Here is a 26,614-nt window from a genome sequence, read left to right as displayed (position 1 = left end):
TATTGCGGCCTATATCAAATAGCCATTAAGGAAAGTGAGCTTGAAAAAGAAATTGATTTTAATGCTGAGAATATCGCTTTTGGCTATCGGTATCGGTTCACTTGCTTTTGTACCCTGGACATTCATACTGGCTTGGCTTTCTCCTCTACCCGATACAGTACAGCAACAGGTAGAAAAGGTATTTGATTACGAACTGGATGGCATCATTGTTTACGTTGACCGGCCTGATGCAAAACCACAACTGTTCACAGCAGGTTGGAAAAACAGAGAGAATAAAACTCCAGCAGACCCTAACGCCTTATTCAAAATTGCCAGTATCAGCAAACTATACATCGCCGTAGCGGCTACTAAATTGATTGCTGAGGAACGATTGTCATTGGATACCACACTGGCTTCATTCTTTCCTGAATATGCCGTTCGAATAGAAAACTCAAACGCCATAACACTACAGATGATGATTGGCCACACGAGCGGCTTAACCAACTACACCGATCATCCAGACTATCCGTGGAGTGATTTGTACAAACATACTGACGAGGTTGTGCAGCTGATACTCGACCAACCAGCTTACTTTAGCCCTGGCAGCGACTATGGCTACTCTAATACCAACTATTATTTTCTCGGTCGGATTTTAGACAATACACTCGGCTATAGCCATCATCGCTATATTCGCGAACAGATAGTCGAACCTCTGGGCCTGCTAGACACCTACAGCTTATTAAATGAAGTAAACCCAGATGATGTCACCAGTGGTTACTTTGTTGGCTTTGAGCCCGATCTTAAGATGAATAATCATGTGCATGCTGGCGGCTCAATGATTGCCACTGCGAGTGATGTGGGCGTATTTATCCGTGCGCTGAATAATGGCGCACTGCTGTCTGAGAAAGAGCAAGCAATATACAACAGTCTATATCCGCTTGGTCACACAGGCTCACTGCCAGGTTATTCTAGCCAAGCGTGGTACCACCCCAATATTGATACTGTCGTAGTCCAACTCGTTAACACCGGCGGCGGTATGACTTGGAGCTTTACAGAACTTATGTATAGCCGCATCGTCGATATTATTACCGAACAAGCGGCTAACCAGTAATAGAACAAATCGAATCAACAGCGCAGTGCTGTTCTATTCCAATTAACATTTACCCTTGTTGAAGCCATCCAACGATATTCGACATTAAGGCTGTTTTTGCGACTAATTCTGTCACAGGTCCCATGGCCATTATGGGTATTAAGCCGACAAGGTAAGCAGGATAAAAACGCTTTTTATTTATCCAATCGAAGAGCATCCCCCCAAAAAGGAATAGTAGCATCACAAGTGACACAACGATTGCGCCCTCTACCTCTAGCACAAGTGCAATGCGTCCTACGCCAGGCGTCCCAATTGACAATGTAGCCGCAAACATTAAACGACGATGCCACTCTGTCTTCTTGCGCATCAGCAAACCCAAGCCAATAAGAAAACCAAAAACGAGTAGGTTTAGCCAGTCAAGCGCAAGGAAGAACTCTGGCGTGAAAAACGGTGGAGTGCGCCCTACCACCACGGTGTAAGGTAAAAATACGGCACCACTTACTAACATCCAAAGGGCTAAACCTGCCCCTACACGCCCCATGACGCGGTGATTGCTTAACTTATTTGAATAGATAGAGTATGTTTGACTAAGGTATAACGCCAACCAAGCCATAAAGGTGAGTGCATGAAGATGAACCCACCAAGGTGAATCAAAAGTAGAACGGCCTGTTAGGATAAATAAAACAAACCCCATAATCACCACTGCAGCATAGGCAATAGCGGTGAAAAAGAAAAATGTTGCCTCTTTACGTTCGGCCACGGCAGTCATGTAGTTCTCCTTTTTTGCATACAGCATAGTAGAGAGACTGACATACGCCAATTTCATGAAACATCGAAATATATTAGCTAGAGTGGCAAATGCCAGCCAACGTATGCGCTATATCTCTGCAGAAACGTTCAGCGTCATTGCACGAGTGCCCTATCATTTTTTCAACACTAAGGCTCCTTATTGAATCTCAGGAACTAATTACAATCCGCTCTTTTTAAGCTTCACATTTTTAACATGATCCCATTTGCAAAGTGTTCTGCTTGCGCTAAAAAGCGAACGATTTGACAACACCTTATAAGAAAATTAATAGAACATAAGCCCTAGCAAGTCACGAATGTAACCCACATTACTCTGAACAGAAATTAGGAGATTAATAATGAAAATATGCCTTACTCTTATTACAACCTTAATCGTGTTAATTGGCTGCGGGCAAATGGAGCAAACCCATACCGAACAGCAAAAAACGCCAGAACATATTCAAAACACTATCAACAAGAATGAAATAAATGAAATTCTAGACCGTTACAAGCAACAGTATGGCTTTATGGGCAGTGTCGCCATACGCCAAAATGACGAGCTCGTGTATACATATGTCACGGGATATAGCGATTATGAAAATAACAAACTCGCAACAGTCAATACGAAATACCGGATAGGTTCAATTACTAAGTCCTACACTGCGGTATTGATACTGATGGCAGTCGAAGATGCAAAACTATCTTTAAACCATACGCTTAGCTCCTTTTTCCCACAAATAGTTAATGCTGACAAAATAACCATACAGCAAATGCTAGACCACAGCAGTGGTATTCCTAGTTACACAAAAGAAGACAGTTTTAGAGACATTTACAGTGTTGGTATAACTGAAGAAAGCATGATCAACTTCATTCATTCATTAGGTAGTGAGTTTGAGCCTGGAACAAACACGTCATACAGTAATTCTAACTATTACTTGCTAACGTTGATCTTAGAAAGAGTTTTTGGTCAGTCCTACTCCGAACTTATTGAAAACAAAATATCAGCGCCACTGGCATTGCAAAGAACTTATCATGGCGACTCGCTTTCCGGAGAAAGAGATGAGGCCTTTTCCTATCACAATGAAAATGAAATCGTACGTTATGAAGAGGCACACCCCTCTGTATTAGCGGGGGCTGGTGGTATCGTTTCCACACCGACAGAATTGGCAAAATTTTACGTTGCACTTTTTGAGGGAGAGATCATCGCTCCAAGTACGCTAAGTACTATGTTAGAGATGAACAATAACTTTGGCTTAGGTATCCAAGCCATGGGATACGCAGGCAAAACAAGCTATGGTCACAGAGGCCGGATTGATGAATTTAATTCTCTCGCTTTATATAACCCTGAAGAGAAACTAAGCATCGCCATCATAGATAATTCTAGCTTCAGTGAAGTTCCCGCTATAGCAAAGGATATTCTTCATTCATATTTTTCAGACATCAGCGTTCCTATTTCTGAAGAGGAACTAGAAAAGTTCGTCGGAGTGTATAAATCTCTAAACCCCAATGAGCATGATACTGTGTTCGAAAAAGAAGGTAACAAGCTCATACTGGTTATCGCTAACGAATATAGAAATGAATTAATCTACAAAGGTAATAACACTTTCCTCTTTGATCAGTCCTACGCCCCCTCTTTTGATTTTATATTTTCAGAGGATGGGAAAAAGTTTAAACATAAGCCCAATGGCGAATACCGAGCCATTAAACAGTGATTACAAACCTTTCTATACAAGATAAAAAAAGCGAACCTAGATTGGTTCGCTTTTGGGGGTCTATGTCTTCAAAATATTACTTACTTTTACAGTCTAAATCGTAATAAGTTACTCACCATCCCCACGATACATATCCATACTTGGGCATGAACAGATCAGGTTGCGGTCACCATAGACATCATCAATACGGTTTACGCTAGGCCAGAACTTATTCTTCGCTACAGCAGGAACAGGGTATGCTGCGAGCATACGATCATAACCGCGCTCCCAGTTAGGGTCGCAAATATCAGCCAGCGTATGCGGCGCATTGTGCAATGGGTTGTCTGTTGCATCCCACTCACCGCTTTCCACTTTAGCGATTTCCTCACGAATGTGGATCATAGCTTCAATGAAACGATCCAGTTCAACCTGAGCTTCTGATTCAGTAGGCTCGATCATCAGCGTACCCGCAACTGGGAAACTCATAGTAGGCGCGTGGAATCCGTAGTCATTTAAACGTTTTGCAATATCCATTTCTGAAACGCCTGACGCTTCTTTAAGTGGGCGCAAATCGATAATACACTCATGCGCGACGCGACCGTTACGGCCCTTATACAATACCGGATAATGCCCCTCTAGTTTCTTAGCAACATAGTTAGCGTTAAGAATGGCTACTTCTGTAGCTTTCTTGAGGCCTTCGCCGCCCATCATTTTGATGTACATATAGCTAATCGGCAAAATCGAGGCACTGCCCCAAGGCGCAGCAGATACCGCACCATTGCCTTCACCAGTAGTGTCTAGATTAACTACCGTATGGTTTGGTAGGAACGGTTGCAAATGTTTCTTCACGCCGATTGGCCCCATGCCAGGACCACCACCACCGTGGGGAATACAGAAGGTTTTATGCAAGTTCAAGTGGGATACATCAGCACCAATATAACCAGGAGAAGTAATACCCACTTGCGCATTCATGTTGGCACCATCAAGGTAAACCTGACCGCCGTGTTCATGCACAATTTCACAAATCTCACGAATGGTTTCTTCATAAACACCGTGTGTTGATGGGTATGTGATCATTGCACAAGACAAATTATCAGCAACATCGGCAGCCTTCTTACGCAGGTCATCAAGATCCACGTTACCGTCTTTGTCACAGTTAACCACGACCACTTTCAAGCTTACCATTTGAGCCGATGCTGGGTTTGTACCATGGGCAGAGCTTGGGATCAGACACACGTTACGGTGACCTTCACCACGGCTAACATGATAACGCTGAATCGCCAATAGGCCTGCATATTCGCCTTGAGCCCCCGAATTCGGTTGCATGGATAATGCGTCGTAACCGGTGATATTGATCAACCAATCACTCAACTCATTGATCATGTCAGCATAGCCTTGCGCCTGCTCGATTGGTGCAAATGGGTGCAGATTACTGAACTCTGGCCACGTGATCGGGATCATTTCCGCGGTAGCGTTCAACTTCATGGTACAAGAGCCCAATGAAATCATTGAATGATTTAAGGCCAGATCTTTGTTCTCTAAACTCTTGATATAACGCAGCATTTCAGTTTCAGAATGATACTGATTGAATACATCATGCGTTAAAATCTCTGACGTACGTAGCAACTCTGATGGGATAGACACCGAACCCTGTGTGGTTACTTCAGCATCCAATTGCTCAATATCAAGTCCATGTCCTTCACCTAACAGCACATCAAAAAGAGCCACGATGTCTTCGCGAGTTGTGGTTTCATCTACGGTGATGCCCACAGCATTAGTTAGATCGGCACGTAAGTTGATGCCTTTAGCACGCGCACGGTCAAGCACCGCTTGCTTGTTGTCAACTACCACGCTGATAGTGTCAAACCATGTGCTGTGCATTAAACCGACTTCTTTCTGGCTTAAGCCTTTGGCTATGATATCTGCCATTCGGTGGATGCGTTCCGCAATAGTTTTTAACCCTTGAGGACCGTGATAAACCGCATAGAAAGAGGCAATATTAGCGAGTAATACCTGAGCTGTACAAATATTGGAGTTCGCCTTTTCACGACGAATATGTTGCTCGCGAGTTTGCAACGCCATACGCAACGCTGGATTACCGCGCGTATCTTTACTTACGCCAATGATTCGGCCTGGTAATGAACGCTTATATTCGTCACGAGTCGCAAAAAATGCTGCGTGCGGACCGCCATAGCCCATCGGTACACCAAAACGTTGCGCACTGCCGAACACCACATCTGCGCCCATTTCACCCGGTGATTTAAGCAATACCAAGCTCATAATATCAGCTGCTACCGCCACAATACCCTTTTTGCTTTGCACTGCACTGATGAGATCAGAAATATCAGTGACTTCACCCGTTGTACTCGGGTACTGCAGTAACGCGCCAAACACGTCAACATCAACAACGCTCTCAGGGGCGCCTGTAACCACTTCAAACCCAAACATCTCAGCGCGCGTCTTCACAACGTCAATCGTTTGTGGATGCACATTATCTGCAACAAAGAAGGTATTACACTTCTTATTTTTACTTACTCGTTTGGCTAGCGCTAACGCTTCAGCTGCTGCAGTTGCTTCGTCCAACAATGAGGCAGAGGCCAGAGGTAGACCGGTTAGGTCAATCGTGACCTGCTGGAAGTTAAGAATAGCTTCAAGGCGACCTTGCGCAATTTCAGGCTGATAAGGCGTATACGCTGTATACCAACCTGGATTTTCAAGCACGTTACGCAAGATAACATTCGGTAGGTGCGTACCGGTATAACCCATACCGATAAAAGAACGAAACACCTGATTCTTGCTAGCAACCGCTTTCAATTGTGATAACGCATCCACTTCGCTTTCAGCTACGCCAACATTTAACGGTTCTGGCAAGCGAATACCCGCAGGTACTGTTTGCTCGATTAAGTCATCTAAAGATGTTGCACCAATGGTTTCTAGCATGTGTGCAATTTCTTGTTGGCCGGGTCCGATGTGGCGTCTAACGAAGTCCTGAGGTTGCTCTAGTTGAGCCAAGGTCTGTGTAGTGTTTGACATAGTCTGGTACTGGTTTTAACTCGCAATGGATAAAAACGCACCGCGTACATACGCGGTGCCATTAATAAGAATGATGAGACAATCGATCAATCGTCTTCGATGCTGGCTTCATAACCTTCAGCATCCAACAGTGATTCAACTTCACTGGCGTCTTCCGCTTTAATTTTGAACATCCAACCGTCACCAAATGGGTCTGAATTCACCAATTCAGGTGAATCTTCTAACTCTTCATTTACCGCAACGATTTCACCACTGATCGGCGCGTATACATCAGAAGCCGCTTTAACTGATTCAGCGACAACAATGTCATCACCCGTGCTGACTTCATCGCCCACATCCGGTAGTTCAACAAACACCATGTCACCTAATAGGTCTTGGGCATGCTCTGTAATACCAACAGTAAATACACCGTCACGTTCTGGGCGAACCCACTCATGAGTAGCGGTATAACGAAGCTCTTTTGGAATGTTGCTCATAATCGTTCCTGCTTTGAATTTTAGTTATCAGTTAAAACACTTTTGCCATTGCGAACAAAACTGGGTTTCACTACATTTACTGTAACCCACTTTTTACGCATTTCCACTTCAACGGTGTCACCCACAGTTGCAGGAACACGCGCCATCGCAATTGAATGTCCAAGGGTTGGTGAAAACGTTCCCGAGGTAATTACACCTTCGCCAGCATCACAACGCACTGCTAAACCGCTGCGTAATACACCTTTCTCTTTCATGACCAAGCCTACAAGCTTGTCTGTACCTTGCGCTTTTTGTTGCTCTAGCGCTTTACGACCCACGAAATCTCGGTCTTCAGGCTCCCAAGTAATGGTCCAGCCCATGTTAGCCGCCAGTGGTGATACGGTTTCATCCATATCTTGACCGTATAGGTTCATACCCGCTTCAAGGCGCAAGGTATCACGAGCACCAAGACCACAAGGTTTAACGCCGGCATCTAACAATTGTTGCCACAGCGACACAGCATCTGTCTTATTAACGATGATTTCATAGCCGGCTTCGCCGGTGTATCCGGTTGTGGCGATGAATAAATCTTCTGCTTGCACGCCAAAAAACGGCTTCATCCCCGCAACCGCTTCTTTTTGAGCCGTTGAGAATACCTGCTGCGCCTTTTCTTTAGCGTTCGGCCCTTGAACCGCAATCATGGCAAATTCATCACGCGCATTGATACTCACATCGAACCCTTCAGCCTGCTTGTTCAACCAGTTCATGTCTTTTTCGCGGGTTGCTGAGTTAACCACTACGCGGTAGTTGGTTTCATCAAAATGATAAACAATCAAATCATCGACAACGCCACCCTCTTCATTCAGCATGCCCGAATAAAGTGCTTTGCCTTTTACCGTCAATTTCGCCACATCATTTGCCAACAAATGACGCAGATAGGCTTTTGCATCTTTGCCTTGTACGTCCACAATGGTCATGTGCGAAACGTCAAACATTCCTGCATCCTGCCTGACAGCGTGATGTTCTTCGATTTGCGAGCCGTAATTGATGGGCATATCCCAGCCAAAGAAATCGACCATTTTGGCACCTAGGTCGCAGTGAGCTTGGTAAAGCGCAGTTTGCTTATTCATGGTTAGCGTTGTTTGTCTGTTAGTTTGAATGATTACTGAGTATAGAAAGCGGATCTGCGACAAACAAATTTGAAATTTAAATCAATACATTTATATTTCTTATAACTTAAGCAAAACTCATTTAATAATATAATCATGAAACAGCTCTCAATGGATGCTTTACGTACCTTCGTCACAATTATTAACCAAGGAGGGTTTGCCAGAGCTGGCGATGTATTGGGGCGTTCACAGCCAGCAATCAGTTTACAGATCAAAAAGTTAGAATCGCAATTGGATCTCAAACTGTTTAGTAAGGTAGGACAACGTTATCAGCCGACCAATAGCGGCAATTGGCTATATAAGAAGGCTACTGAAATACTCGCATTGAATGATGAAGTGTTTCGTTTCAGTGACCAAGATCCGCTCAGAGGCCGCATGCGCTTGGGTATTCCCAGTGAGTTTGCTTCTATATTGCTGCCATCGATTATTGGTGAATTTTCCGCGCAATACCCCGATGTAGCATTGGAGGTCACATCTTCGTTGAGTAAAAACTTACTCAGTCAACAACAGCGAGATGCCTTCGATGTCGTATTAGCGCTCACCGACGATACGATGGCAGAAAAAGCCGATTATCATGTGCAAGATGAACTGGTATGGATCGGCACTCGCGGGCAACAACCGGATCAAGCACAAATTTCATTGGTATTAGCCCCTGAAGGCTGCATCTACCGAAGCCGTGTGATTGAGCGATTAAAACAACAAACCGTTCCGTGGCGCATAACCTACACCAACGCTGATTTAAGTGGTCTTAGTGCGGCGATGGCACAGGGGATGGGCATTACCGCATTGGCGAGGCGCAGTGTGCCGAGAAACCTCAGTGTGATACAAAAGCCTAATTTGCCGAATCTAGGCCGCGTCAATATTTGCCTGTTCGATTTCGCTAAACAACGAGAGCAAGCCAACCAAGCTGCAATCAGCCGAACATTAGTGCAATTTATCGCGGGTCGACTGCCACGATCTTGAAAAACTTGAGAAATTTGTAAACTGGCGTAAGCTGGGATTGTTGGAGTTGTATATCGGCTATGGATTGGTCCTTTCACTTAACAGGAATAATTATGACGTTTAAACACACACTATCAAAAACAGCTTGTTTAGCAGCTATTGTTGGATTGGGTTTTGTTGGTAACGCAACTGCAGATGACCACGAAGAAACTTATTCAACTGAAGCATACTGCCTATTACAAAAGGAAAATGTTGATCCGCGTTATATAGAAGCATACGCTGATCGCCTTGGTTTGGTGCCTTCTCGCAAAACCTGTCGTTCATTTCTAGAATTTGCAGAATCTGTAACACCTAAGGCTTGGGACTACCCACAAGGCCGTCCATACCCGGGCAGTGTGATCCGTCTAACTAAAGATCAAATTGAGAAAATTAAAGCTGCTAAAAACAGCGACAAATAATTATCTCTTGCACCGCGCACTGTCGGTGCGCGGTTACTCTCTTAAGCTTCCTAATCGAACCGATTGCTGATTTAACGCATTCCCTTCAATATCAAAAGCCGTCATCGTGATAGTGGTATCGCCAACCGGCGTTTGCCAATCAATTTTCACTGTTCCAAAATTTGCCTGACGGTGAACGCTTCCCTTCCTGAAGCTATTTACCTCATTGACCTCATTGTACTCATCGGTTAAACCACTCGCGGTAAAGTCCCACATTGGATACGGCACAGCACTACCCAATTGCCCTGCATCGACCGACACTTCGGTTAAATGCCGGTCACCACTAAGAAATATCACACCACTGGCATCCGTTTCATCAATCAGCTTAAATAACTTCTCGCGTTCATGCGGCATATTGCCCCAGGTTTCCCATGCATGTTCATAGGCTACAACCTGCACACTGCTGATGATAAAACGAAGATCAGCGGGTTGGCGCAGTTGCACTTCCAACCAACGCCACTGTTGTTCACCTAACATAGAGCGAGAGGTATCTGAGGTTGGTAAGAAAGGGCCCTTATTGGGCGGTCGGCCGTCGTCGCGTTTATCAATTCGGTCACGGTGATAACGGGTATCAAGCATGATCACCTGAACACGACGGACCTCATCAGCAAAGACGCGGGTGTTATAAACACCGGCCCGCTGACGTATGGGAGCATCCTCGGCAAAGTCAAAAAATGCCATAAACGCCTGTTGACTGGCATCCTTTAGAAGAAACTCTTTACCGCCATCATTTAAGCCAAAATCGTGGTCATCCCAGGTCGCCATAATTGGAACCTTGCGCCTAAACGCGTCAAACTCTGAATGAGCGGCTAACCGTTGATAGGCTGCAGTAATAAGTGCTGGATCCGATATGGAAACCGAATGTGATTCCCCCTGCTCATCAATCCAAGCATCCGCATACACATTGTCACCAATAAACAAAAACAGTTCGGGCTCTGTGTCAGCGATAGAGTTCCAAATCGGTTGGGGTTGTCGGTCTTTGGCACAAGAGCCTACGGCAAAGTGAGTAAGGCCCTTAGGCCAGTGGGGTTCAGCAAGCACATTACAAGTACTCAGTATGCTCACGAGTGCTACAACAAGGCGCATAGTATGACTCCCACGTTGGGCCTAAGACGAAAAAATATGGTTTATATTAGCCGTTCTTCAATTCACTAAATTGTTCAAAAGCCAACATTGCATCAGCAGCATACATCAATGAAGGACCACCGCCCATGTAAATCGCCATACCTAAAGTTTCTTCTATTTCTTCTCTGGTCGCGCCTAAATCCACCAAGGCTTTGACATGAAATCCAATACAGCCATCACAGCGAGTGGAAATACCGATCGCAAGCGCGATCAGTTCTTTGGTTTTTTTATCCAATACTCCATCGGCAGTGGCAGCTTTTGCCATTGCCGAAAAACCTTGCATGGTATCGCTGATATCTGAACGCAATGCCTTCAGGTTTGATGATATGCGATGTGTAATGTCTGGATAAGATTTGCTCACGGATATACCCTCTTTTAATTTAGTACTTGTCGATTCAAACAACTAACACTATATTAGTTAAATCTAATATAAATTCAATAATTTCGATTCTAAACGCTATGTTATTTGCAGAAAAGTCTGATGCTATGATTGACAATACACAACAAGCTGAACGCTTATTGAAGGTATTGGCCAATCAACATCGCTTAAGAATTTTATGCTGTTTGCTACAAGGCGAAAAAACAGCCGGAGAACTTGAGGAAGCTTCAGACTTGGCGCAGTCAGCCGCCTCACAGCATTTAGCCAAGTTACGTAAAGAAGGGATCGTACATTGTCAACGTCGAGGACAAAAGGTGTATTATCAACTGGTCAACATAGAGGCTCATGCGATTTTAACCACCTTGTACCTTGCCTACTGCAAAGAATAAGCAACATCTAATACAGGAGATAACCATGCAGGTTGAAAACGTATCAGTGGATACCGTAAAAGAATGGGTGGACAACGGTGACGCCATCCTTATTGATGTCAGAGAACCTAACGAATTTAAGCAAGTCCACATTCCGGGTGCCACTTTGCTACCTTTAGGCAGTATCACGGCCAGTGACTTACCTAATGTAGACGAAAAAATTGTTATCTATTGCCTCAAGGGCGGAAGAGGCAGCCAAGCCTGTGTAAAAGTCGCAACGGAAGGCAAGGCAACTGTATTCAATCTTGAAGGTGGCATCGAAGCGTGGGTTAAGGCTGGGTTACCCGTCAATCAAGACGCGTAATTCGAATTAGAGTTTCACACCTAGGCGAACGCTATTGTTGTGGTAAGGTATAGCCACCTTAACATTGCAGGGTCGCTCATGAAATCCACAGCAATAGCATTAGTCACTTTATTTTTTTCACTGTCAGCCATTTGCGCACCGGGAGCCTCAGCGCCTGAGCGCGATGGGGATGAAGGCAAAGGTCCTTATTCTCAACTGATCCTTCGCGGCGCTACCGTTATCACAGGTGAAGGTGCTCCGCCACAAGGGCCGGTTGATATCGTCATCGAAAACGATCGCATAGTCGATATTGTCAGTGTTGGTCACCCAGGCGTGCCAGTAGTCGCCAGCCGTCCAGCACTTGCCAAAGGCGGTGTCGAAGTGGATGTTTCCGGACACTATGTGCTACCTGGCTTTATTGACATGCACGGCCATATTGGTGGTTCAGCCGATAATATCCCCGCAGAGTACGTATTTAAACTATGGTTAGCGCATGGCATCACCACTGTGCGCGAGCCCGGCAGTTTTAATGGTCTCGATTGGGTGATGGATCATGTTAAACGCAGCGAACAAAATAGCATTGTCGCGCCCCGCATCATTCCTTATCTTGGCTTTGGTATGGGATATGACAAGCCCATTTCTACCGCTAAACGGGCCCGTGATTGGATCAAATTTGCAGCCAAGAAAGGCGCAAAGGGCGTCAAATTTTTTGGCGCATCGCCCGACATTATGCGTGCAGCGCTTGATGAAGCGCAGAAGCAATCGATAGGCACTATGATGCACCATGCACAATTGAATGTGATGAGCATGAATGCGCTTGATTCAGCACAGCTCGGTCTAACGACCATGGAACATTGGTATGGGTTACCTGAGGCATTGTTCGATGATGAAATCATTCAAGACTATCCGGTTGATTATAACTATAACGATGAACAACACCGTTTTGCCGAAGCTGGCCGGTTGTGGCTGCAAGCGGCAGAGCCGGGAAGTGAAAAGTGGAATAGCGTTCGCGATGAACTTATCTCACTCGATTTTACCATTAATCCAACCATGACCATTTATGAAGCCAGCCGTGACCTGATGCGAGAGCGCTTCGCAGAATGGCATGATGAATATACTCTGCCAACTCTGTGGGACTTCTTTACTCCTAGCCGCTATGCGCACGGCTCGTATTGGTTTGATTGGACGACGCAGCACGAGATTGATTGGAAACACAACTTCCAGCGCTGGATGAGCTTTCTCAACGATTATAAAAATCATGGGGGCCGTGTCACTACAGGATCGGATTCTGGTTATATTTATAAAATCTATGGCTTCGGCTACGTGCGCGAACTGGAACTCTTGCAAGAAGCCGGCTTCCACCCGCTGGAAGTGATCCAAGCTGCCACATTAAATGGTGCAGAAGCCCTAGGTTTAGACGCTGATATTGGATCTATCCGGATCGGTAAAAAAGCTGACTTCGTTGTGGTAAAAGAAAACCCACTGCAGAACTTCAAAGTGTTGTACGGTACAGGGCATTTTAAACTCAATGAGCACAATGAACCGATACAAACAAACGGCGTCGTGTATACCGTGAAAGACGGCATAGTCTATGATGCACAACAACTACTATCGGATGTAAGAACAATGGTAGAACAGGCCAAGCAGGCAGAAAACTAAGCGCCCATTGCTTGTTGTATTAGCATACGTTTGGCTGTGGGTAACTTATCCGCAGCCGACATGCCCAAACCCCGTACCAGCTTTTGCAGCGGATCATTGCCAGCAAACAGACGTTTAAAGCCTTCCATGGTTGCAATCATTTTCACTGCTTCACTTTTACGTGCTCGTTCAAAATGCCTTAATGGCTGTATCTTGCCCAGTTGGGACTTATCCAGATTTTTTAACGCTTGTGCAAGCGCTATGCTGTCTTGAAAGCCTAGGTTGACACCCTGCCCCGCCAGTGGGTGGATGGTATGAGCAGCATCGCCAATGACGACTGCGCGGTGAGACACCCATTTACGCACATAGCGCATGGTAAGCGGTATACACATGCGCTTATTTAGCAATTCACATGTGCCGAGCTGCATATCCAATGTCGTCGCTAGCTGCTGACAAAAAATGTCATCCGTCAACGCCATCAACATGTCAGCACGGGATGTGTCTTGCGACCACACAATAGAGCACTGATGCGGATCGTTTAACGGCAGAAAAGCCAATGGACCAAACGCCGTAAACGCCTGCCGAGCAGTTTTCTGATGGGGTAATTGCGTATGTATGGTTGCCACAATAGCGCTGTGATCATAGTGCCAATGCGTCATGGGCAACTGCAATGTGCGTCTAACCACAGACTGCGCGCCGTCAGCACCAACAACCAACGCTGTTGAGATCACATCACCGTCTTGTGAAGTCAATACCGCACAAGGTTCCGTTATGTTGATCGTAGATAATGCAAAGTTGTCAATAATGCGCACATTTGATTGCTGACTGACAACACTAAGCAAGGCATTAATGATATTTTGATTTTCAACTATGGTTCCGAGAACATCATGTGATGTTTCCGTTGCTGCGAAATGAATGTTCGCAAAGCTATCTTTTTCCCACACGTGCATGTCGGTATAACCACACGTGCGCAACAGATCGACATGTGGCCATGCGCCTACCTCATCGAGCATTTGCTGCGATGCAATATTGAGTGCCGACACCCGACTATCTGCAACAGTAGGAAGCGATCTAGCGATAGGATCGCGATTGATCAACGCAATTGATAAGCCGCTATCGGATAATTGTGCTGCGAGGGCTAAGCCAACCATGCCCGCCCCGACAATAGTAATATCGGCACTAATCAAAACGATACCCCATCGCGCGACGCGCAAAGGCCTGTTTCATTGGTGACATCATATTCATAGCGGTTAAACCTATGTTCCGCCCAACTACGAATGGCCAGTATAAATTGGAAAAGCAACGAACCAATGTGTCGGTACTGTTCATGATCAGTTTTCTATCTGCATCCCGTTTGTCTGCGTAGCTACTCATACAGCGCCAATCTGCAAGCTGTTCACTTGGTGTTTCATTTAATATCGACACCAGATCCATTACATCTCGCAGACCTAAATTAAATCCTTGGCCTGCAATTGGATGCAACGTTTGCGCAGCGTTACCAATCACCACGCTGCGGTGCTGATGTACTGTTTCACTGTAGCGTAGGCTTAAAGGATAACTGTCACGTTTACCAACGCGAATACAACGCCCATGATGATGCCCAACCATCCCCTCAAGTTCACGCCTAAAAAATGTTTCATCATTCATTAAGCGTTGATTGTAGTCGCTGTTTTGTCTATCTACCGTCCAAACAAGCGAGTAGTAACCACCACTTTTATCATCGGTTTCTGAGAACTCTAGCGGTAACAGCGCAACCGGCCCCTGTGCAGTAAATCGCTCATAGGCCCAATGCTCATGCGGTTGGTTAAACACCACATTGGCTATGATCGCATCTTGTCCATAATCTTGATGATGGTCGCAAAAACCTAACTGTGACTTAAATGGCGAACGCCCCCCATCCGCTAACACGAGCAGCTTCGTTTGCAAGGTCTCACCAGTGTTTAAACTCAGTGAGTGTCCCTGCTCATGGCTAACAATAGAACTGATCTCAGATGGGCAATACAACGACACACGTCCATCGTTGCTATCAATATTGTGTTCTAAAGCCTGTAACAGATTGCGACCGAGTAACTGCAGTGGCGCAACAACACCGAGGTGATCAGTAGCAAAATCATCGGCACTGAGGAAGCATTTACCCGCAAATCCTCGATCTGACACCTGAATATGTTCAATGCTGCAGCAATTTACACGCGTGAGTGTGTGCGGAATATCAGAGACCAAATCGAGCAAATAACTAAACGTCGTCGCACCTAGTGCTAAACTACGACTATCAAATGCAGGATGACTGTCATGCTTAATAGCATGCGGTTCAATCAATGCTACCGATAAATCGGTATATTTATGCAATGCCAGCGCAAGAGACACGCCCACAATGCCAGCCCCGACAATTGTTACATCTACGCGGGGTACATTATGCTGAACGTCACTGTGTTGCTGTAATGAGCGCGTTTTAGCCACGTTGAATAAGCGCCTCAATGTCTTTTATAGTTTTGGGCACACCGCTTGTTAAGACTTCATGCCCACCGTCTGTGATGACGATATTATCTTCGATGCGTATGCCAATACCTTGATATTGATCAGGCACTTGTGTTGTTGGGCCGAAATAAAGTCCTGGCTCAACTGTCAGCACCATACCGGGTGTAAGCGGTCGGTCGCTACCTTGGATTTTATAATCGCCCACATCATGCACATCTAGCCCTAGATAATGGCCAAGGCCATGCATAAAATAGGCTTGATAAGCCTTTTCTTGGATCAATGTATCTCGCTCACCGTGTAAAATTCCAAGCGATATCAACCCGTCTACAAGCACGTTTAAACACGCTGTCATTGCGGCTGATAGCGTGCTTCCTGGCACCAGCTTTTGCATCGCGGCAAGCTGCGCATCCAACACAATCTGGTAAACCTCGGCTTGGGCCTCAGTAAACTTGCCGTTGACCGGAAAGGTTCGGGTAATATCAGCCGCATAACCGCCGTATTCAGCACCTGCGTCGATTAACACTAAATCTCCTGGCGTAAGCGGGTCGGAATTTTCGGTATAGTGCAAAATGCACGCGTTTTCACCACTGCCAACAATCGTATTGTACGCTGCGTGCCGCGCACCGTTATGGGCAAACTCATGTAATATAGCGGCTTCTAGTTGATACTCGTATTTGAATTTAGTGACTTCACGCATCGCACGGCAATGTGCGTCAACGCTGATGTCAGCAGCTTTGCGCATTAACGTTAATTCTTCTGCCTGCTTGAACAAGCGCATCTCGTGCAGTAGTGGTCGTACGTCAACAATATGTTTAGGCGCTATTTTACTTTGCTTTGGCGCTTGTCGCAGTTTTGCCAAGACTTCCAGAACCATTTCATCCGCTTGGTCATTATGACCCAAGGCAAAATACAAATAATCATGACCATCGACTAAATCATGTAATGCCCATGGTAACTGCTCAAGCGTGCAACTATCATCAAAAAGAAACTGTTCTCTCGCTACATCAGGCCCTACTCTGCGTCCATGCCATATTTCGGCCAACTCTTCCTTTTCCAGACACGCTATCAGACTAAACTCGCCCTCAAAAGCCTGACTGTTCGAGAGCAATAACCACGCATCAGGCTCGTGAAAACCGCTTAAATACCAGAAGTCGCTATCCTGACGAAACAAGTACTCTGTATCGTTGCTGCGTGTTTTAAGATGGGCTGCTGGGACTACACATACGCTGTTATCAGGTAACTGTTCTAATAACCGACGTCGTCTTTGCGCAAATACACCTTTATCCAACATTGCTTTCTCGCTTAATGAACCGTTGGCGGTGCCTGGCTATCATCCAATGGCGAATGACCCAACTCACTAAAGCACAACATGGTGGAAACCCGAATATACTCCTGTACTTCAAAGAGCGCTTTCTCCGACTCTTCGTCTTCAGTCATCGCATCTTCAAGTTTGACGATTTCAGCAAAATCTTCCAACGCTTCTTTCACATCGGCAGAGCAATTGGTTAGGTCGTTTTGGTGTAAGCCAAACCCTGTCATAAAGCCTTGTACATAGTTGATCAAAGCCGAGCCTCTTTCGTTAATTGGCGCCGCATCATCAGGCAGCATTAAGGTGAGCGCGAAGTCTCCGTCTACCATTTGCTGACTCGTTTTATCAAATAACGTTTGTAGTGCGTCTGCTACTTCAGGTGCCATCGGCTCGCCTGCGTTAAACATATCCGCGATGGCTGGCTGCCATTCTCTATCACTCAGAGACATACCACCAGCCATCATGCCACACAGGATACCTTGCAGCTCTGCCGCATCGGCTGTCACGTTATTACGCCCCAACAGTGCCGACAAGGTTTCATAATTTAATTCGTTCAAGAAGCTTCACCCAGCTATAAATTTCCTTGATATGCTAGCAAAAATTTCATCTAACTGCCCATCAGAAATATGATCTACTTCCTACTTATGGGCGTTTGCGATACCCTATCACGTCGGATATTGATTCAATCAATGTCTCCTGGAGTATTTGCCAGTTCATTCATGTCCCTGGCCGATGCTTTTTACCAAGGAAGTTGATTCCACTGCTTTTGTGCAAGCTCGGCTCGGATCGAGAAGCCTGCGGCAGTGATGACACTTCCGCCCTGAACTTTCGGTTCACGGGCGAAAATGAACAGCGGTACTTTGGGAGACGCCATTCAGTTAACAGGAAAAAAATGGCTGTTATTAATTTTGGTTCGATCAACATTGATCACGTATATCAGGTTGATCACTTTGTTCAGCCCGGTGAGACTTTAGCTTCTCATCACTATCAACAGTTGTTAGGTGGAAAAGGGGCTAATCAATCTATTGCACTAGCGAAAGCGGGTGCTGAAGTTAAACATGTAGGGCGCATTAACAATAATGACGCGCACATCAAGCAAACGCTGATCAAGCACGGCATCGATTGCAAACATGTTCAATGTACTGATACGCCTTCAGGCCACGCGATTATTCAGGTAACACCATCGGGCGAAAACGCCATCGTGTTGTTTGGCGGTGCTAACCAAGAGCTTGATAGCAAGACGGTGATGGCCGCCTTAGATAGCGTCAAGTCGACCGATTGGGTACTCACTCAGAATGAAACGTCAGCTATCGAAGATGCCTTACAACAAGCAAAAGAAAAAGGCTTGAAAGTCGCTTTTAACCCTGCCCCAATGACAGAGTCAGTAAAGTCTTTGCCATTAAACTGTATCGACTTACTTATAGTGAATGAAGTAGAGGCTGCTGAATTTGCTGGCACTAGCGACATGGCTGAGATGGAAGCATACTTCCATGAACACTGGCAACATGGTGAGGTTATCATCACATTGGGCAAGCAAGGCGTGGTTATGCTCAGAAAAGGGCAGAAAATTGAAGTCCCCGCGTTTGTAGTGGATGCAATTGACACGACAGCAGCAGGCGATACCTTCATCGGCTATTTCTTAGCAGCTTATGCCGGCCATAGCGACGCCAAACAAGCATTAACAAGAGGCTGTGCAGCATCCGCATTAGCAGTCACCGTCGAAGGTGCGGCACAATCAATTCCTGATGTAGAAAAAGTAAATCGTTTTCTAGCAAAACATAGCTAGGTTTTAACACTGGACACACACAATGGCAGAAAAAATAATTCTAGATACGGACCCGGGTATTGATGATGCAATGGCAATCTTCTTTGCATTTCAATCTGCGGACATAGAAGTACTTGGTTTAACCACAGTTTTCGGTAACGTGCCTGTTACCATGGCGGCAAGAAACGCCGTCACGTTATGTGATTTGGCCGGTCAAGATATCCCGGTAACGCAAGGTGTTGGTATGCCATGGGTAGGACCAGAATCGACCTATGCGCATTTCGTGCACGGTGACGATGGATTCGGCAATATCCAATTCCCAGCATCCGATAAGCCGCTTGATCCGCGCAGCTCTGCACAGTTTATCGTAGACACAGTACGCGCAAACCCAGGCGAAGTAACCCTTGTCGCAATAGGACCGTTAGGAAACCTTGCTTTGGCTCTGCGTCTTGATCCGGAATTACCGAAACTGGTCAAAAGCGTCAAGATCATGGGCGGCGCAGCCTTTGTTCGCGGTAACGTTACACCAGTAGCAGAAGCAAATATCTGGAATGATGCATTTGCGGCCGATATTGTGTTCTCTGCCGATTGGGATATCACGATGTTTGGTTTAGATGTCACCAATAACGTACCTTTTGATCCAAGCTTTATGGACATATTGGCTGAGAAAAACCCCAAATTGGGCGGTTTCGTGCAGCAATCATCTCAGTTCTACACTGATTTCTACTCACAAAATCGAGACGACCGAGTGTGCTTCTTCCATGACGCATTCCCGCTCGCCTATATGATTGATGAGAGCTTATTCGAGATCACCGAAGGCCATATTAGAGTCGCCACTGACCCACTGAATCGCGGTCAAACGGCTGTTGCACCTGAGGGTACTACTGCAAGTCCGTTGTGGTTAGATGCGAAGAAGATAAAAGTGGCCACGGGTGTTGATCACGCTCGTTTAACGCAACTTTTCATCGATACATACGCAAAATAAGTCTTTGAATAAAGAACTTAAGAGAGCATTACGTGCCCAGTACCGAGCAGCACGTAATGCTCTCACTGCAGATCAACAGTCGCATGCGGCACAGCAGTTATGTTTACAATTTACGCAGGCTATTCAACTTCAGTCTGAACAGCATGTTGGCGTCTACATTGCCAACGATGGTGAACTCAGTCTTAGTGCCGTTATTACGCAATGCTGGGCAAAGGGTATCAATACTTATTTACCCGTTTTGAACACCCAACAAGATGGCTTTCTCTATTTCATTCATTATCATCAAGATAGCCCAATGCAAATCAATCGCTTTGGTATCCCCGAACCGGAATTTGATAAAAACAGCTGCATCACCGTTGAAAACATTGATGTTTTGCTGATGCCCTTAGTTGCATTCGATACACAAGGCAAACGACTCGGTATGGGAGGCGGCTTCTATGACAGAACGTTAGCAGAGCTCGGCCAAAGCAATAAACCTTCACTTATAGGGATTGCACATGATTGCCAAGAAAGCGAATACATTCCTGATGAGCCTTGGGACATTCCGTTAAACCATATCCTTACACCTACTCGCTTTCTCACTTTTTAACAATATTGCACAAAAAATCATCCTCAACGGCTCTTATCTAACGTCAAGATAGGCTACACTTACGCCCCATTCTATAGTGTTCAATACATGGAACCTGCAATGAACCAAGACGATAAAAAGAAGGCAGTGGCAGCTGCTGCAGTATCTTACATCACCGATGACAGTATTATTGGTGTAGGAACAGGCTCTACGGTAAACCATTTCATCGACGCGCTAGCACCGATTAAACACAAAATTCGTGGCGCAGTATCAAGTTCAGATGCGTCTACTGCCAAGCTACGGTTACTTGGTATCGACGTGATGGATCTCAATGCAGTTGATGACTTAGACATCTATGTTGACGGTGCCGATGAAATCACCGAGCACAAACATATGATTAAAGGCGGTGGCGCTGCGCTGACACGGGAAAAAATCGTCGCAGCAGTGGCCAAACGCTTCATCTGTATCATTGACGACACTAAACAAGTACCTATTCTGGGTAAATTTCCACTGCCGGTAGAAGTGATCCCCATGGCACGCTCATATGTTGCCAGAGAAATCGTCAAGCTTGGTGGTGATCCGGTGTATCGTCAGAATGTCATCACAGATAATGGCAATGTGATTTTAGATGTCCACAACATGACAATACTTAATCCACCTGAGCTAGAAGAGAAAATTAATAACATCGTTGGTGTAGTCACCAACGGCTTATTCGCGCATCGTGGCGCAGATATAGTGCTAGTAGGCGGAGAAAATGGCGTAGAAACGCTTAAATAACGCAAATAGTGCTTTTTATTTAATGAGACATCTGGTATTTTCCAGTCTCTTTTAGACGTCTAGATGTCTCTTAAATAACGAATTGCAAGAGAGCCGATCACCATGAGTAAAGTTTCACTGCCCAAAGAAAAGATTAAAATTCTATTGCTAGAAGGGCTACACCCAAGTGCCGTCGAGACACTTGAAAGTAACGGCTATCACAATATCGAGAGCCTAAAAACGTCTTTACCTGAAGATGAGCTGATTGAAAAAATTAAAGACGTTCACTTTATCGGTATTCGTTCACGTACCCAATTGACGCAAAAGGTTATCGATGCGGCCAATAAATTGGTTGCCGTCGGGTGTTTTTGTATCGGTACGAATCAGGTCGACTTAACGGCGACTCAAGCACGCGGTATTCCGGTTTTTAACGCACCTTTTTCCAACACACGTTCGGTTGCAGAGCTTGTATTAGGGCAAATTATTTTGCTCCTTCGTGGCATCCCTGAAAAGAATGCAAAAGCGCACCGTGGTGAGTGGCTGAAAAGTGCTATAGGCAGCTTTGAAGCGCGTGGCAAGACCTTAGGGATCATTGGCTATGGGCATATTGGTACCCAACTAAGTATCTTAGCCGAGCATTTAGGTATGCGTGTACAATTCTTCGATATTGAAGATAAGTTGGTACTAGGCAACTCAACTCAAGTGAAAAGTTTGAAGAAGCTGCTCAATACATCAGACGTTGTGACCTTGCATGTGCCCGAAACCCAGCAAACCATGAATATGATTGGGGAAAAAGAGCTGTCAGAAATGAAAGACGGCGCCATTTTGATCAATGCAGCACGTGGCACCATTATAGATATCGACGCCCTTGTTAATACACTAAACAATAAAAAACTCAGTGGCGCGGCGATTGACGTTTTCCCTGTAGAGCCTAAATCAAACGACGAAGAGTTTGAGTCTCCTCTTCGTGCCTTTGATAATGTTATTCTTACTCCTCATGTTGGCGGCAGCACGCAGGAAGCTCAAGAAAACATTGGTATCGAAGTCGCGGGCAAGTTAGCGAAATACAGCGATAATGGCTCGACCCTTTCAGCGGTTAACTTCCCTGAAGTATCGTTACCGGCGCATACTGATACGTCACGCCTATTGCATATCCACGTCAACCGTCCTGGCGTACTGACCCAAATTAACCAAGCGTTCGCTGATAAAGGGATAAACATTCTCGCTCAGTACCTACAAACGAACGATAAGATAGGTTATGTCGTTATTGACGTTGAGGCAGATAGAGCACTTGAAGCCTTCAGCGAGATGGAGAAGATTGAAGGTACTATCAAAGCGCGTGTTCTTCATTAACGATGACAGATACGATCCTACCTTTTTAATATACGGTTAAAAGGTCGCTTCGTTATATCGAGAGGATCAGTACAAATAAAAAAGGAGAGCGATGCTCTCCTTTTTTATTTACTCAACCGTGCTTAGAAAAAGCTATACACCAAGGTCACTGCAGTTTCAGTGTCGAGGTTATCAACGCCGTCTGCAACGTCGCTGTTGTGGTCTAATTTAAGCGACAATTTCATCGACAACGCACCACTAATGGTTGCTGTCAGTGCCGATTCTGCTCGCGACTTGGTATTGTCTGAGCCGATTTCAGTACTGAATGTTTGGGTAAACTTGGCAGTGTCTGAAATCATCCATTTGTAATTGAATGCACCACGTAAAATGACGCTATCAAGATCTTCACCGTCTTGGCTTTCTGCGAATGAATAACCTGGACCCACACTGTAATCAAAGCTGCTGGTATCATCTTCCCATAGCTTTTGGTTCCAACCACCGGCTACAGTCGCCTGATATTTAAAGTTACTGAATCGGTCATCTTCATAAGAACTAAAAGCAAACAAACGATGATCGGGGTTTTCTAGTTTGTAATTTCCCTGCGCCGATGCGAAGAATTTTTGCGCAGACGTTTGATCGACTTCTTCACCCAGAGCATTCGTAATTTGATCTTGCTTGTAGAGCCCTTCAATTAGATATTCATTGCTCCACTGTTCTAACTCTTGCTTTGCGTTTAAACCCGCGCTTGCAGATGTCGTTTCTGTATTACCCGTTGTAAAAATGAAGCCAAACTCTCCATCCATAGTGAAAGTTTTAGCGTCCTTTGCTACCGCATTAAATGATGCAAGTAGCGCTGTTGCGATAAGCAATTTTTTCATGTGTTTTCCTTTATGTCGCAATACAAGATCTTAGTCAGTACGTCCCGCCGCAAAAGCGGTTCACTTAAGTGTGTTAAAAGAACTGGTAAACTAATGCCACTGAGGTTTCAGTATCCAAGCTCTTCTTATCAGCATCATTTACGCTGCTGTTGTAATTCATAATAAACGATAACTTCATCGCCAAAGAGTCCATTATCTTAGCAGAAATGGACGTTTCTGAGCGTGAACGAGTACTCGCATCATTGGCCTCGGCACTCAAAAACTGACGTAGTTTCGCCACTTCAGACAACTGATGTTTATATTCCACTGACGCGCGCAATATAAACCCATGTTTGTCTTCGTCAACATCACCATCGTGCTCAATGGCCACGCCATAACCAGGGCCTATGCTATAACGAAATTGGTAGTTGTCTTCATTTATCGCTTTTTGCGCCCAGCCAGCCGCGATAGCCGCTTGGTATTTATAAGCACTAAAACGGTTATTGTCGTACTCTCCAAACACAAACAAACGGTTATCCGGATCATTTAGCTTATAATCCATTTGCGCCGTTGCATACATACGCTGAGCCGTCACATCCGTCTGATTACCTTCGTCGGTTGCGACAGTGCTTTCTTTATACAGCAACTCAACTCGGTATTGGTTACTCCAATTCACCGTTTCTTGAGAAGCGTCCAAGGCACCTTTAATGCTAGAAGTGTTGGTGTTGCCTGATGCGATGAGAAAGCCAAACTCGCCATCCATTTCAAACGCTTCTTCTATGTCAGCATCATATTGGATCTCGAAATCCCCCTCATACAAGGATTCCATAATATCAACTCGCGCTAGCGCGGAATTGCAGGCAAAACACCACGCCCCCAAAATAATGAGATTATACTTCATGTAAAACGTCTTCTTAGCTTAAAAGTGCACTTGCAATGCGTGCTGTATCGCGGTTTGTCATGTCGATAATCGATGAAATAGTATCATCATCCAATCCGAGCGCGGGTTGCGTATCATCAGCCCATAGTTTTATCGCTTGGTATTTTTGCTTATTGCTTTGCCACTCCGTTAGCTGTGCGGCAAACGTCATAATGGCTACGTCGGTATCCTGATCAACACGCGCAGTATTATGCATTTGTGCAATGGGATAATAGATGGGTAGTGGTAGCTTCCAGCGCTCTAAAATTGCTCCACTGCATTGCGCAAACACAAATCCCAAAACCTGACGTTGACGTTGCCAGGGCACTCCGCTAGTACTCTTGGCTACAATTTCTGCATACTTTTCAGGCGCATTCTTAGCAATTACTAATTCAGCCAAGCCCTGTAAAATCCCCATTGCAAAGAAACGCTCTGACGCACGCTTTTTTAATGCCATGGCTGTATTCTTAGCTGCCATGCCGCAATACACTGAATTGTGCCAGTGATTATTCATATCAACGAGACTGTTATCGAAGTGTTTAAACGCTAATGACGCGGTTTCAGCCATTACAATGTTGTACAATGCTTCACCACCGATGACACTTATTGCCTTAGTAACCGATTCAATCTGACTAGGGAATCGAAACAATGCACTGTTAGCCAAACGCAATACTTTTCCACTGAGGTTTGCATCAATGGATATCATACGAGCAATATCGTCTAGATCATGTTTGCCATCATCTAACATTCCACGCAACTTCGTACAAACTTCTGGCATGGTAAATGACTCGGATGCGGAGTCAGCAAAAGATTCGATCGACATGTAGTACCCCAATGCAAGTGTTGCGGCAATTATAGACACATTAGCCTTATGAATTAAGGTTTTTTTCCGTTTATCTCGCTATATTCAACGTTTTTCGAGTCGACTTAATCCGAAGATTTTGCTGAGTCAAACATATCGACTTGAATGGGCGTCTCAGAATCAATTTCCTTTGCTTTTCTCAACTGTGCCCTTGCTCTTCGTTTACAGTTCTCAATGATTATTTTGCGTGCTGCATCTGATATTTTTGCCCAGTAAAGTCGTTCCTCTCGACTTCTAAAGCAGCCTTTGCAAAACCCTTTTGCATTAACCTCACACACACCAATGCACGGACTGGGTACCGAAAACATTTCGATCTGCTGCAATTGTGGGTTTGGCTTTGGCGAACTCATCTTCTATTCATCGCGCAATGTGTCCGTCGACACAGCGCTCACTGTTAACCGTTGACGAATAATACCTAACCACCTCCTAACTCCACAATCCTTCTATTACTCAATTCATCAAAGATCAAATGTATAAGGCTCTAAAGTAAAGTTTCATTTAATTAATGTAAAACCCACTTGACACCAACAGAAAGGAAAGCTAGCCTTACACAAAGTCAAGTTAAGCTTACTTTCATTATTCAAGGAGAATGTCATGGTAAATACAGAAAATAACACTTTAGATCAGCGTATGCGCAAGGGTAATCGCGGAATCTTCATATGGACGAGTGCGTGGGTTATTACATTGGCTATTGTCGCGTTTGGCCCCAAATTTTTGTGGGACTTCGCGCCAAACTTCAGCCTTATCGCAATCGCCATCAATTTATTTATGGGTTATCGCATGATCATTGCACACAAACATCACTTAGATGGCATGGATGAGTTGCAACGTCGCATTCATTTCAATGCAATGGCGATATCGTTGGGAGTAAGCATGGTATTTGGGGCTATATATGGCTTATTAGAGCCGGTTCGCCTCATTAGCTTTCCACCCAGCCCTTCCAACATATTATTCGTCATGGGAATTAGTTACATAATCAGTGTGTTTATCGGGATTAGGAAGTACCAATGAAAAACAGACTTAAGGTGCTACGCGCAGAGCGAAGCTGGACTCAAGCCGATTTAGCGAAGGCCCTAGACGTTAGCCGTCAAACTATCAATGCAATTGAGACGGGAAAATTTGACCCCAGTTTACCGCTGGCATTTAAGGCCTCTCGGGTATTTGGCTGTGCCATTGAGGAGATATTTGACGATGAACAAGAGTACAGTCAGTAGAAATACCCAATCTTAATTAGGCTATCGATTCAAGATATCTAACATGAGTCGTGCACAAAAAAGCCAGCGTAAAGCTG

Annotated in this window: 28 protein-coding genes and 1 other RNA gene; 15 read left to right on the top strand and 14 right to left on the bottom strand. The window is 45.1% G+C overall.

Annotated features, from left to right (window positions below):
- Nucleotides 1-40: 40 nt before the first annotated feature.
- Complete coding sequence (locus CSH93_RS10215; RefSeq protein WP_420807252.1) at nt 41-1,090, top strand: serine hydrolase domain-containing protein; 1,050 nt, start codon at nt 41-43, stop codon at nt 1,088-1,090.
- Nucleotides 1,091-1,139: 49 nt separating this feature from the next.
- On the opposite strand, the gene CSH93_RS10210 is transcribed toward CSH93_RS10215, so the two are convergent.
- The gene (locus tag CSH93_RS10210; protein WP_100643136.1) at nt 1,140-1,838 is read right to left on the bottom strand and encodes a hypothetical protein; all 699 of its coding nucleotides are present in this window, start codon (nt 1,836-1,838) and stop codon (nt 1,140-1,142) included.
- Nucleotides 1,839-2,214: 376 nt separating this feature from the next.
- Between CSH93_RS10210 and CSH93_RS10205 the strand changes: the two genes are divergently transcribed.
- The gene (locus CSH93_RS10205; RefSeq protein WP_100643135.1) at nt 2,215-3,567 is read left to right on the top strand and encodes a serine hydrolase domain-containing protein; all 1,353 of its coding nucleotides are present in this window, start codon (nt 2,215-2,217) and stop codon (nt 3,565-3,567) included.
- Between the two features lie 108 nt (nt 3,568-3,675).
- Here CSH93_RS10205 and gcvP read toward each other — a convergent pair whose 3' ends face one another.
- From gcvP to gcvT, 3 genes are all read right to left on the bottom strand, one after another.
- Nucleotides 3,676-6,579, bottom strand: a complete 2,904-nt coding sequence (gcvP, locus tag CSH93_RS10200) for an aminomethyl-transferring glycine dehydrogenase (protein ID WP_100643134.1) — start codon at nt 6,577-6,579, stop codon at nt 3,676-3,678.
- Between the two features lie 86 nt (nt 6,580-6,665).
- Nucleotides 6,666-7,055 (bottom strand): glycine cleavage system protein GcvH, encoded by a 390-nt coding sequence (gene gcvH, locus CSH93_RS10195; RefSeq protein ID WP_100643133.1) that lies wholly within the window; start codon nt 7,053-7,055, stop codon nt 6,666-6,668.
- A 20-nt stretch (nt 7,056-7,075) separates the two neighbouring features.
- Nucleotides 7,076-8,164 carry a glycine cleavage system aminomethyltransferase GcvT gene (gene gcvT, locus CSH93_RS10190; protein ID WP_100643132.1) on the bottom strand — a complete coding sequence of 363 codons (1,089 nt, stop codon included), beginning with the start codon at nt 8,162-8,164 and terminating at the stop codon, nt 7,076-7,078.
- Between the two features lie 135 nt (nt 8,165-8,299).
- Here gcvT and CSH93_RS10185 point away from each other — a divergent pair, with 135 nt between their 5' ends.
- Both CSH93_RS10185 and CSH93_RS10180 read left to right on the top strand, forming a co-directional pair.
- On the top strand, nt 8,300-9,166 hold the full coding sequence (locus CSH93_RS10185) for a LysR family transcriptional regulator (RefSeq protein ID WP_100643131.1): 867 nt from the start codon (nt 8,300-8,302) through the stop codon (nt 9,164-9,166).
- A gap of 92 nt (nt 9,167-9,258) precedes the next feature.
- Nucleotides 9,259-9,603: a hypothetical protein gene (locus CSH93_RS10180; RefSeq protein WP_240615567.1), complete on the top strand. Its 345-nt coding sequence runs from the start codon at nt 9,259-9,261 to the stop codon at nt 9,601-9,603.
- A 33-nt stretch (nt 9,604-9,636) separates the two neighbouring features.
- Here the strand turns inward: CSH93_RS10180 and CSH93_RS10175 are convergent, their stop codons facing one another.
- Together CSH93_RS10175 and CSH93_RS10170 are read right to left on the bottom strand one after the other, a co-directional pair.
- Nucleotides 9,637-10,728, bottom strand: coding sequence for an alkaline phosphatase D family protein (locus CSH93_RS10175; RefSeq protein WP_100643130.1), 1,092 nt, complete (start codon nt 10,726-10,728; stop codon nt 9,637-9,639).
- 46 nt (nt 10,729-10,774) lie between these two features.
- Complete coding sequence (locus tag CSH93_RS10170; protein ID WP_100643129.1) at nt 10,775-11,128, bottom strand: carboxymuconolactone decarboxylase family protein; 354 nt, start codon at nt 11,126-11,128, stop codon at nt 10,775-10,777.
- 125 nt (nt 11,129-11,253) lie between these two features.
- Between CSH93_RS10170 and CSH93_RS10165 the strand changes: the two genes are divergently transcribed.
- The 3 genes from CSH93_RS10165 to CSH93_RS10155 all read left to right on the top strand — a co-directional run bounded on the left by CSH93_RS10165 (nt 11,254) and on the right by CSH93_RS10155 (nt 13,516).
- Nucleotides 11,254-11,535, top strand: coding sequence for an ArsR/SmtB family transcription factor (locus tag CSH93_RS10165; RefSeq protein WP_100643388.1), 282 nt, complete (start codon nt 11,254-11,256; stop codon nt 11,533-11,535).
- A 25-nt stretch (nt 11,536-11,560) separates the two neighbouring features.
- Nucleotides 11,561-11,878, top strand: coding sequence for a rhodanese-like domain-containing protein (locus CSH93_RS10160; RefSeq protein WP_100643128.1), 318 nt, complete (start codon nt 11,561-11,563; stop codon nt 11,876-11,878).
- 78 nt (nt 11,879-11,956) lie between these two features.
- Entirely contained in the window at nt 11,957-13,516 is a 1,560-nt protein-coding gene (locus CSH93_RS10155) for an amidohydrolase family protein (protein WP_100643127.1), read from the top strand.
- On the opposite strand, the gene CSH93_RS10150 is transcribed toward CSH93_RS10155, so the two are convergent.
- The 4 genes from CSH93_RS10150 to CSH93_RS10135 are packed head-to-tail and all read right to left on the bottom strand — an operon-like array spanning nt 13,513 to nt 17,836.
- Nucleotides 13,513-14,709: an FAD-dependent monooxygenase gene (locus CSH93_RS10150; RefSeq protein WP_240615566.1), complete on the bottom strand. Its 1,197-nt coding sequence runs from the start codon at nt 14,707-14,709 to the stop codon at nt 13,513-13,515. The genes CSH93_RS10155 and CSH93_RS10150 overlap by 4 nt on opposite strands.
- Entirely contained in the window at nt 14,675-15,952 is a 1,278-nt protein-coding gene (locus CSH93_RS10145) for an FAD-dependent monooxygenase (RefSeq protein ID WP_164078342.1), read from the bottom strand. Before CSH93_RS10145 ends, CSH93_RS10150 begins: the two co-directional genes overlap by 35 nt.
- Complete coding sequence (pepP, locus tag CSH93_RS10140; RefSeq protein WP_100643124.1) at nt 15,945-17,261, bottom strand: Xaa-Pro aminopeptidase; 1,317 nt, start codon at nt 17,259-17,261, stop codon at nt 15,945-15,947. Before pepP ends, CSH93_RS10145 begins: the two co-directional genes overlap by 8 nt.
- Before the next feature lie 11 nt (nt 17,262-17,272).
- Nucleotides 17,273-17,836 carry a UPF0149 family protein gene (locus tag CSH93_RS10135; protein WP_100643123.1) on the bottom strand — a complete coding sequence of 188 codons (564 nt, stop codon included), beginning with the start codon at nt 17,834-17,836 and terminating at the stop codon, nt 17,273-17,275.
- A gap of 133 nt (nt 17,837-17,969) precedes the next feature.
- On the opposite strand from CSH93_RS10135, the gene ssrS reads away from it, so the two are divergent.
- From ssrS to serA, 6 genes are all read left to right on the top strand, one after another.
- A non-coding RNA gene (gene ssrS / locus CSH93_RS10130) (6S RNA) lies at nt 17,970-18,150 on the top strand.
- Between the two features lie 21 nt (nt 18,151-18,171).
- The gene (locus CSH93_RS10125) at nt 18,172-19,065 is read left to right on the top strand and encodes a ribokinase (RefSeq protein WP_100643122.1); all 894 of its coding nucleotides are present in this window, start codon (nt 18,172-18,174) and stop codon (nt 19,063-19,065) included.
- 22 nt (nt 19,066-19,087) lie between these two features.
- Entirely contained in the window at nt 19,088-20,029 is a 942-nt protein-coding gene (locus tag CSH93_RS10120) for a nucleoside hydrolase (protein WP_100643121.1), read from the top strand.
- A 4-nt stretch (nt 20,030-20,033) separates the two neighbouring features.
- The gene (locus CSH93_RS10115) at nt 20,034-20,618 is read left to right on the top strand and encodes a 5-formyltetrahydrofolate cyclo-ligase (RefSeq protein WP_164078341.1); all 585 of its coding nucleotides are present in this window, start codon (nt 20,034-20,036) and stop codon (nt 20,616-20,618) included.
- A 99-nt stretch (nt 20,619-20,717) separates the two neighbouring features.
- Complete coding sequence (gene rpiA, locus CSH93_RS10110) at nt 20,718-21,374, top strand: ribose-5-phosphate isomerase RpiA (protein WP_100643119.1); 657 nt, start codon at nt 20,718-20,720, stop codon at nt 21,372-21,374.
- 102 nt (nt 21,375-21,476) lie between these two features.
- On the top strand, nt 21,477-22,706 hold the full coding sequence (serA, locus tag CSH93_RS10105; RefSeq protein WP_100643118.1) for a phosphoglycerate dehydrogenase: 1,230 nt from the start codon (nt 21,477-21,479) through the stop codon (nt 22,704-22,706).
- 122 nt (nt 22,707-22,828) lie between these two features.
- On the opposite strand, the gene CSH93_RS10100 is transcribed toward serA, so the two are convergent.
- The 4 genes from CSH93_RS10100 to CSH93_RS10085 form a co-directional block, all read right to left on the bottom strand.
- Nucleotides 22,829-23,563, bottom strand: coding sequence for a DUF481 domain-containing protein (locus CSH93_RS10100; RefSeq protein ID WP_100643117.1), 735 nt, complete (start codon nt 23,561-23,563; stop codon nt 22,829-22,831).
- A 73-nt stretch (nt 23,564-23,636) separates the two neighbouring features.
- On the bottom strand, nt 23,637-24,443 hold the full coding sequence (locus CSH93_RS10095; protein WP_100643116.1) for a DUF481 domain-containing protein: 807 nt from the start codon (nt 24,441-24,443) through the stop codon (nt 23,637-23,639).
- A gap of 13 nt (nt 24,444-24,456) precedes the next feature.
- Nucleotides 24,457-25,284, bottom strand: a complete 828-nt coding sequence (locus tag CSH93_RS10090; protein ID WP_100643387.1) for an HDOD domain-containing protein — start codon at nt 25,282-25,284, stop codon at nt 24,457-24,459.
- A gap of 104 nt (nt 25,285-25,388) precedes the next feature.
- Nucleotides 25,389-25,673: a DUF1289 domain-containing protein gene (locus CSH93_RS10085; RefSeq protein ID WP_100643115.1), complete on the bottom strand. Its 285-nt coding sequence runs from the start codon at nt 25,671-25,673 to the stop codon at nt 25,389-25,391.
- A gap of 244 nt (nt 25,674-25,917) precedes the next feature.
- On the opposite strand from CSH93_RS10085, the gene CSH93_RS10080 reads away from it, so the two are divergent.
- Together CSH93_RS10080 and CSH93_RS10075 are read left to right on the top strand one after the other, a co-directional pair.
- Nucleotides 25,918-26,334: a hypothetical protein gene (locus tag CSH93_RS10080; RefSeq protein WP_100643114.1), complete on the top strand. Its 417-nt coding sequence runs from the start codon at nt 25,918-25,920 to the stop codon at nt 26,332-26,334.
- Nucleotides 26,331-26,537, top strand: coding sequence for a helix-turn-helix transcriptional regulator (locus CSH93_RS10075; RefSeq protein WP_100643113.1), 207 nt, complete (start codon nt 26,331-26,333; stop codon nt 26,535-26,537). The genes CSH93_RS10080 and CSH93_RS10075 overlap by 4 nt, the downstream gene beginning before the upstream one ends.
- Nucleotides 26,538-26,614: the final 77 nt, after the last annotated feature.

This window comes from Neoalteromonas facilis (genome assembly GCF_002807665.1).
GTDB lineage: Bacteria > Pseudomonadota > Gammaproteobacteria > Enterobacterales > Alteromonadaceae > Alteromonas_E > Alteromonas_E facilis.
The sequence above is the reverse complement of the archived record's forward strand: the minus strand, read 5'-3'. Positions and strand labels throughout refer to the sequence as shown.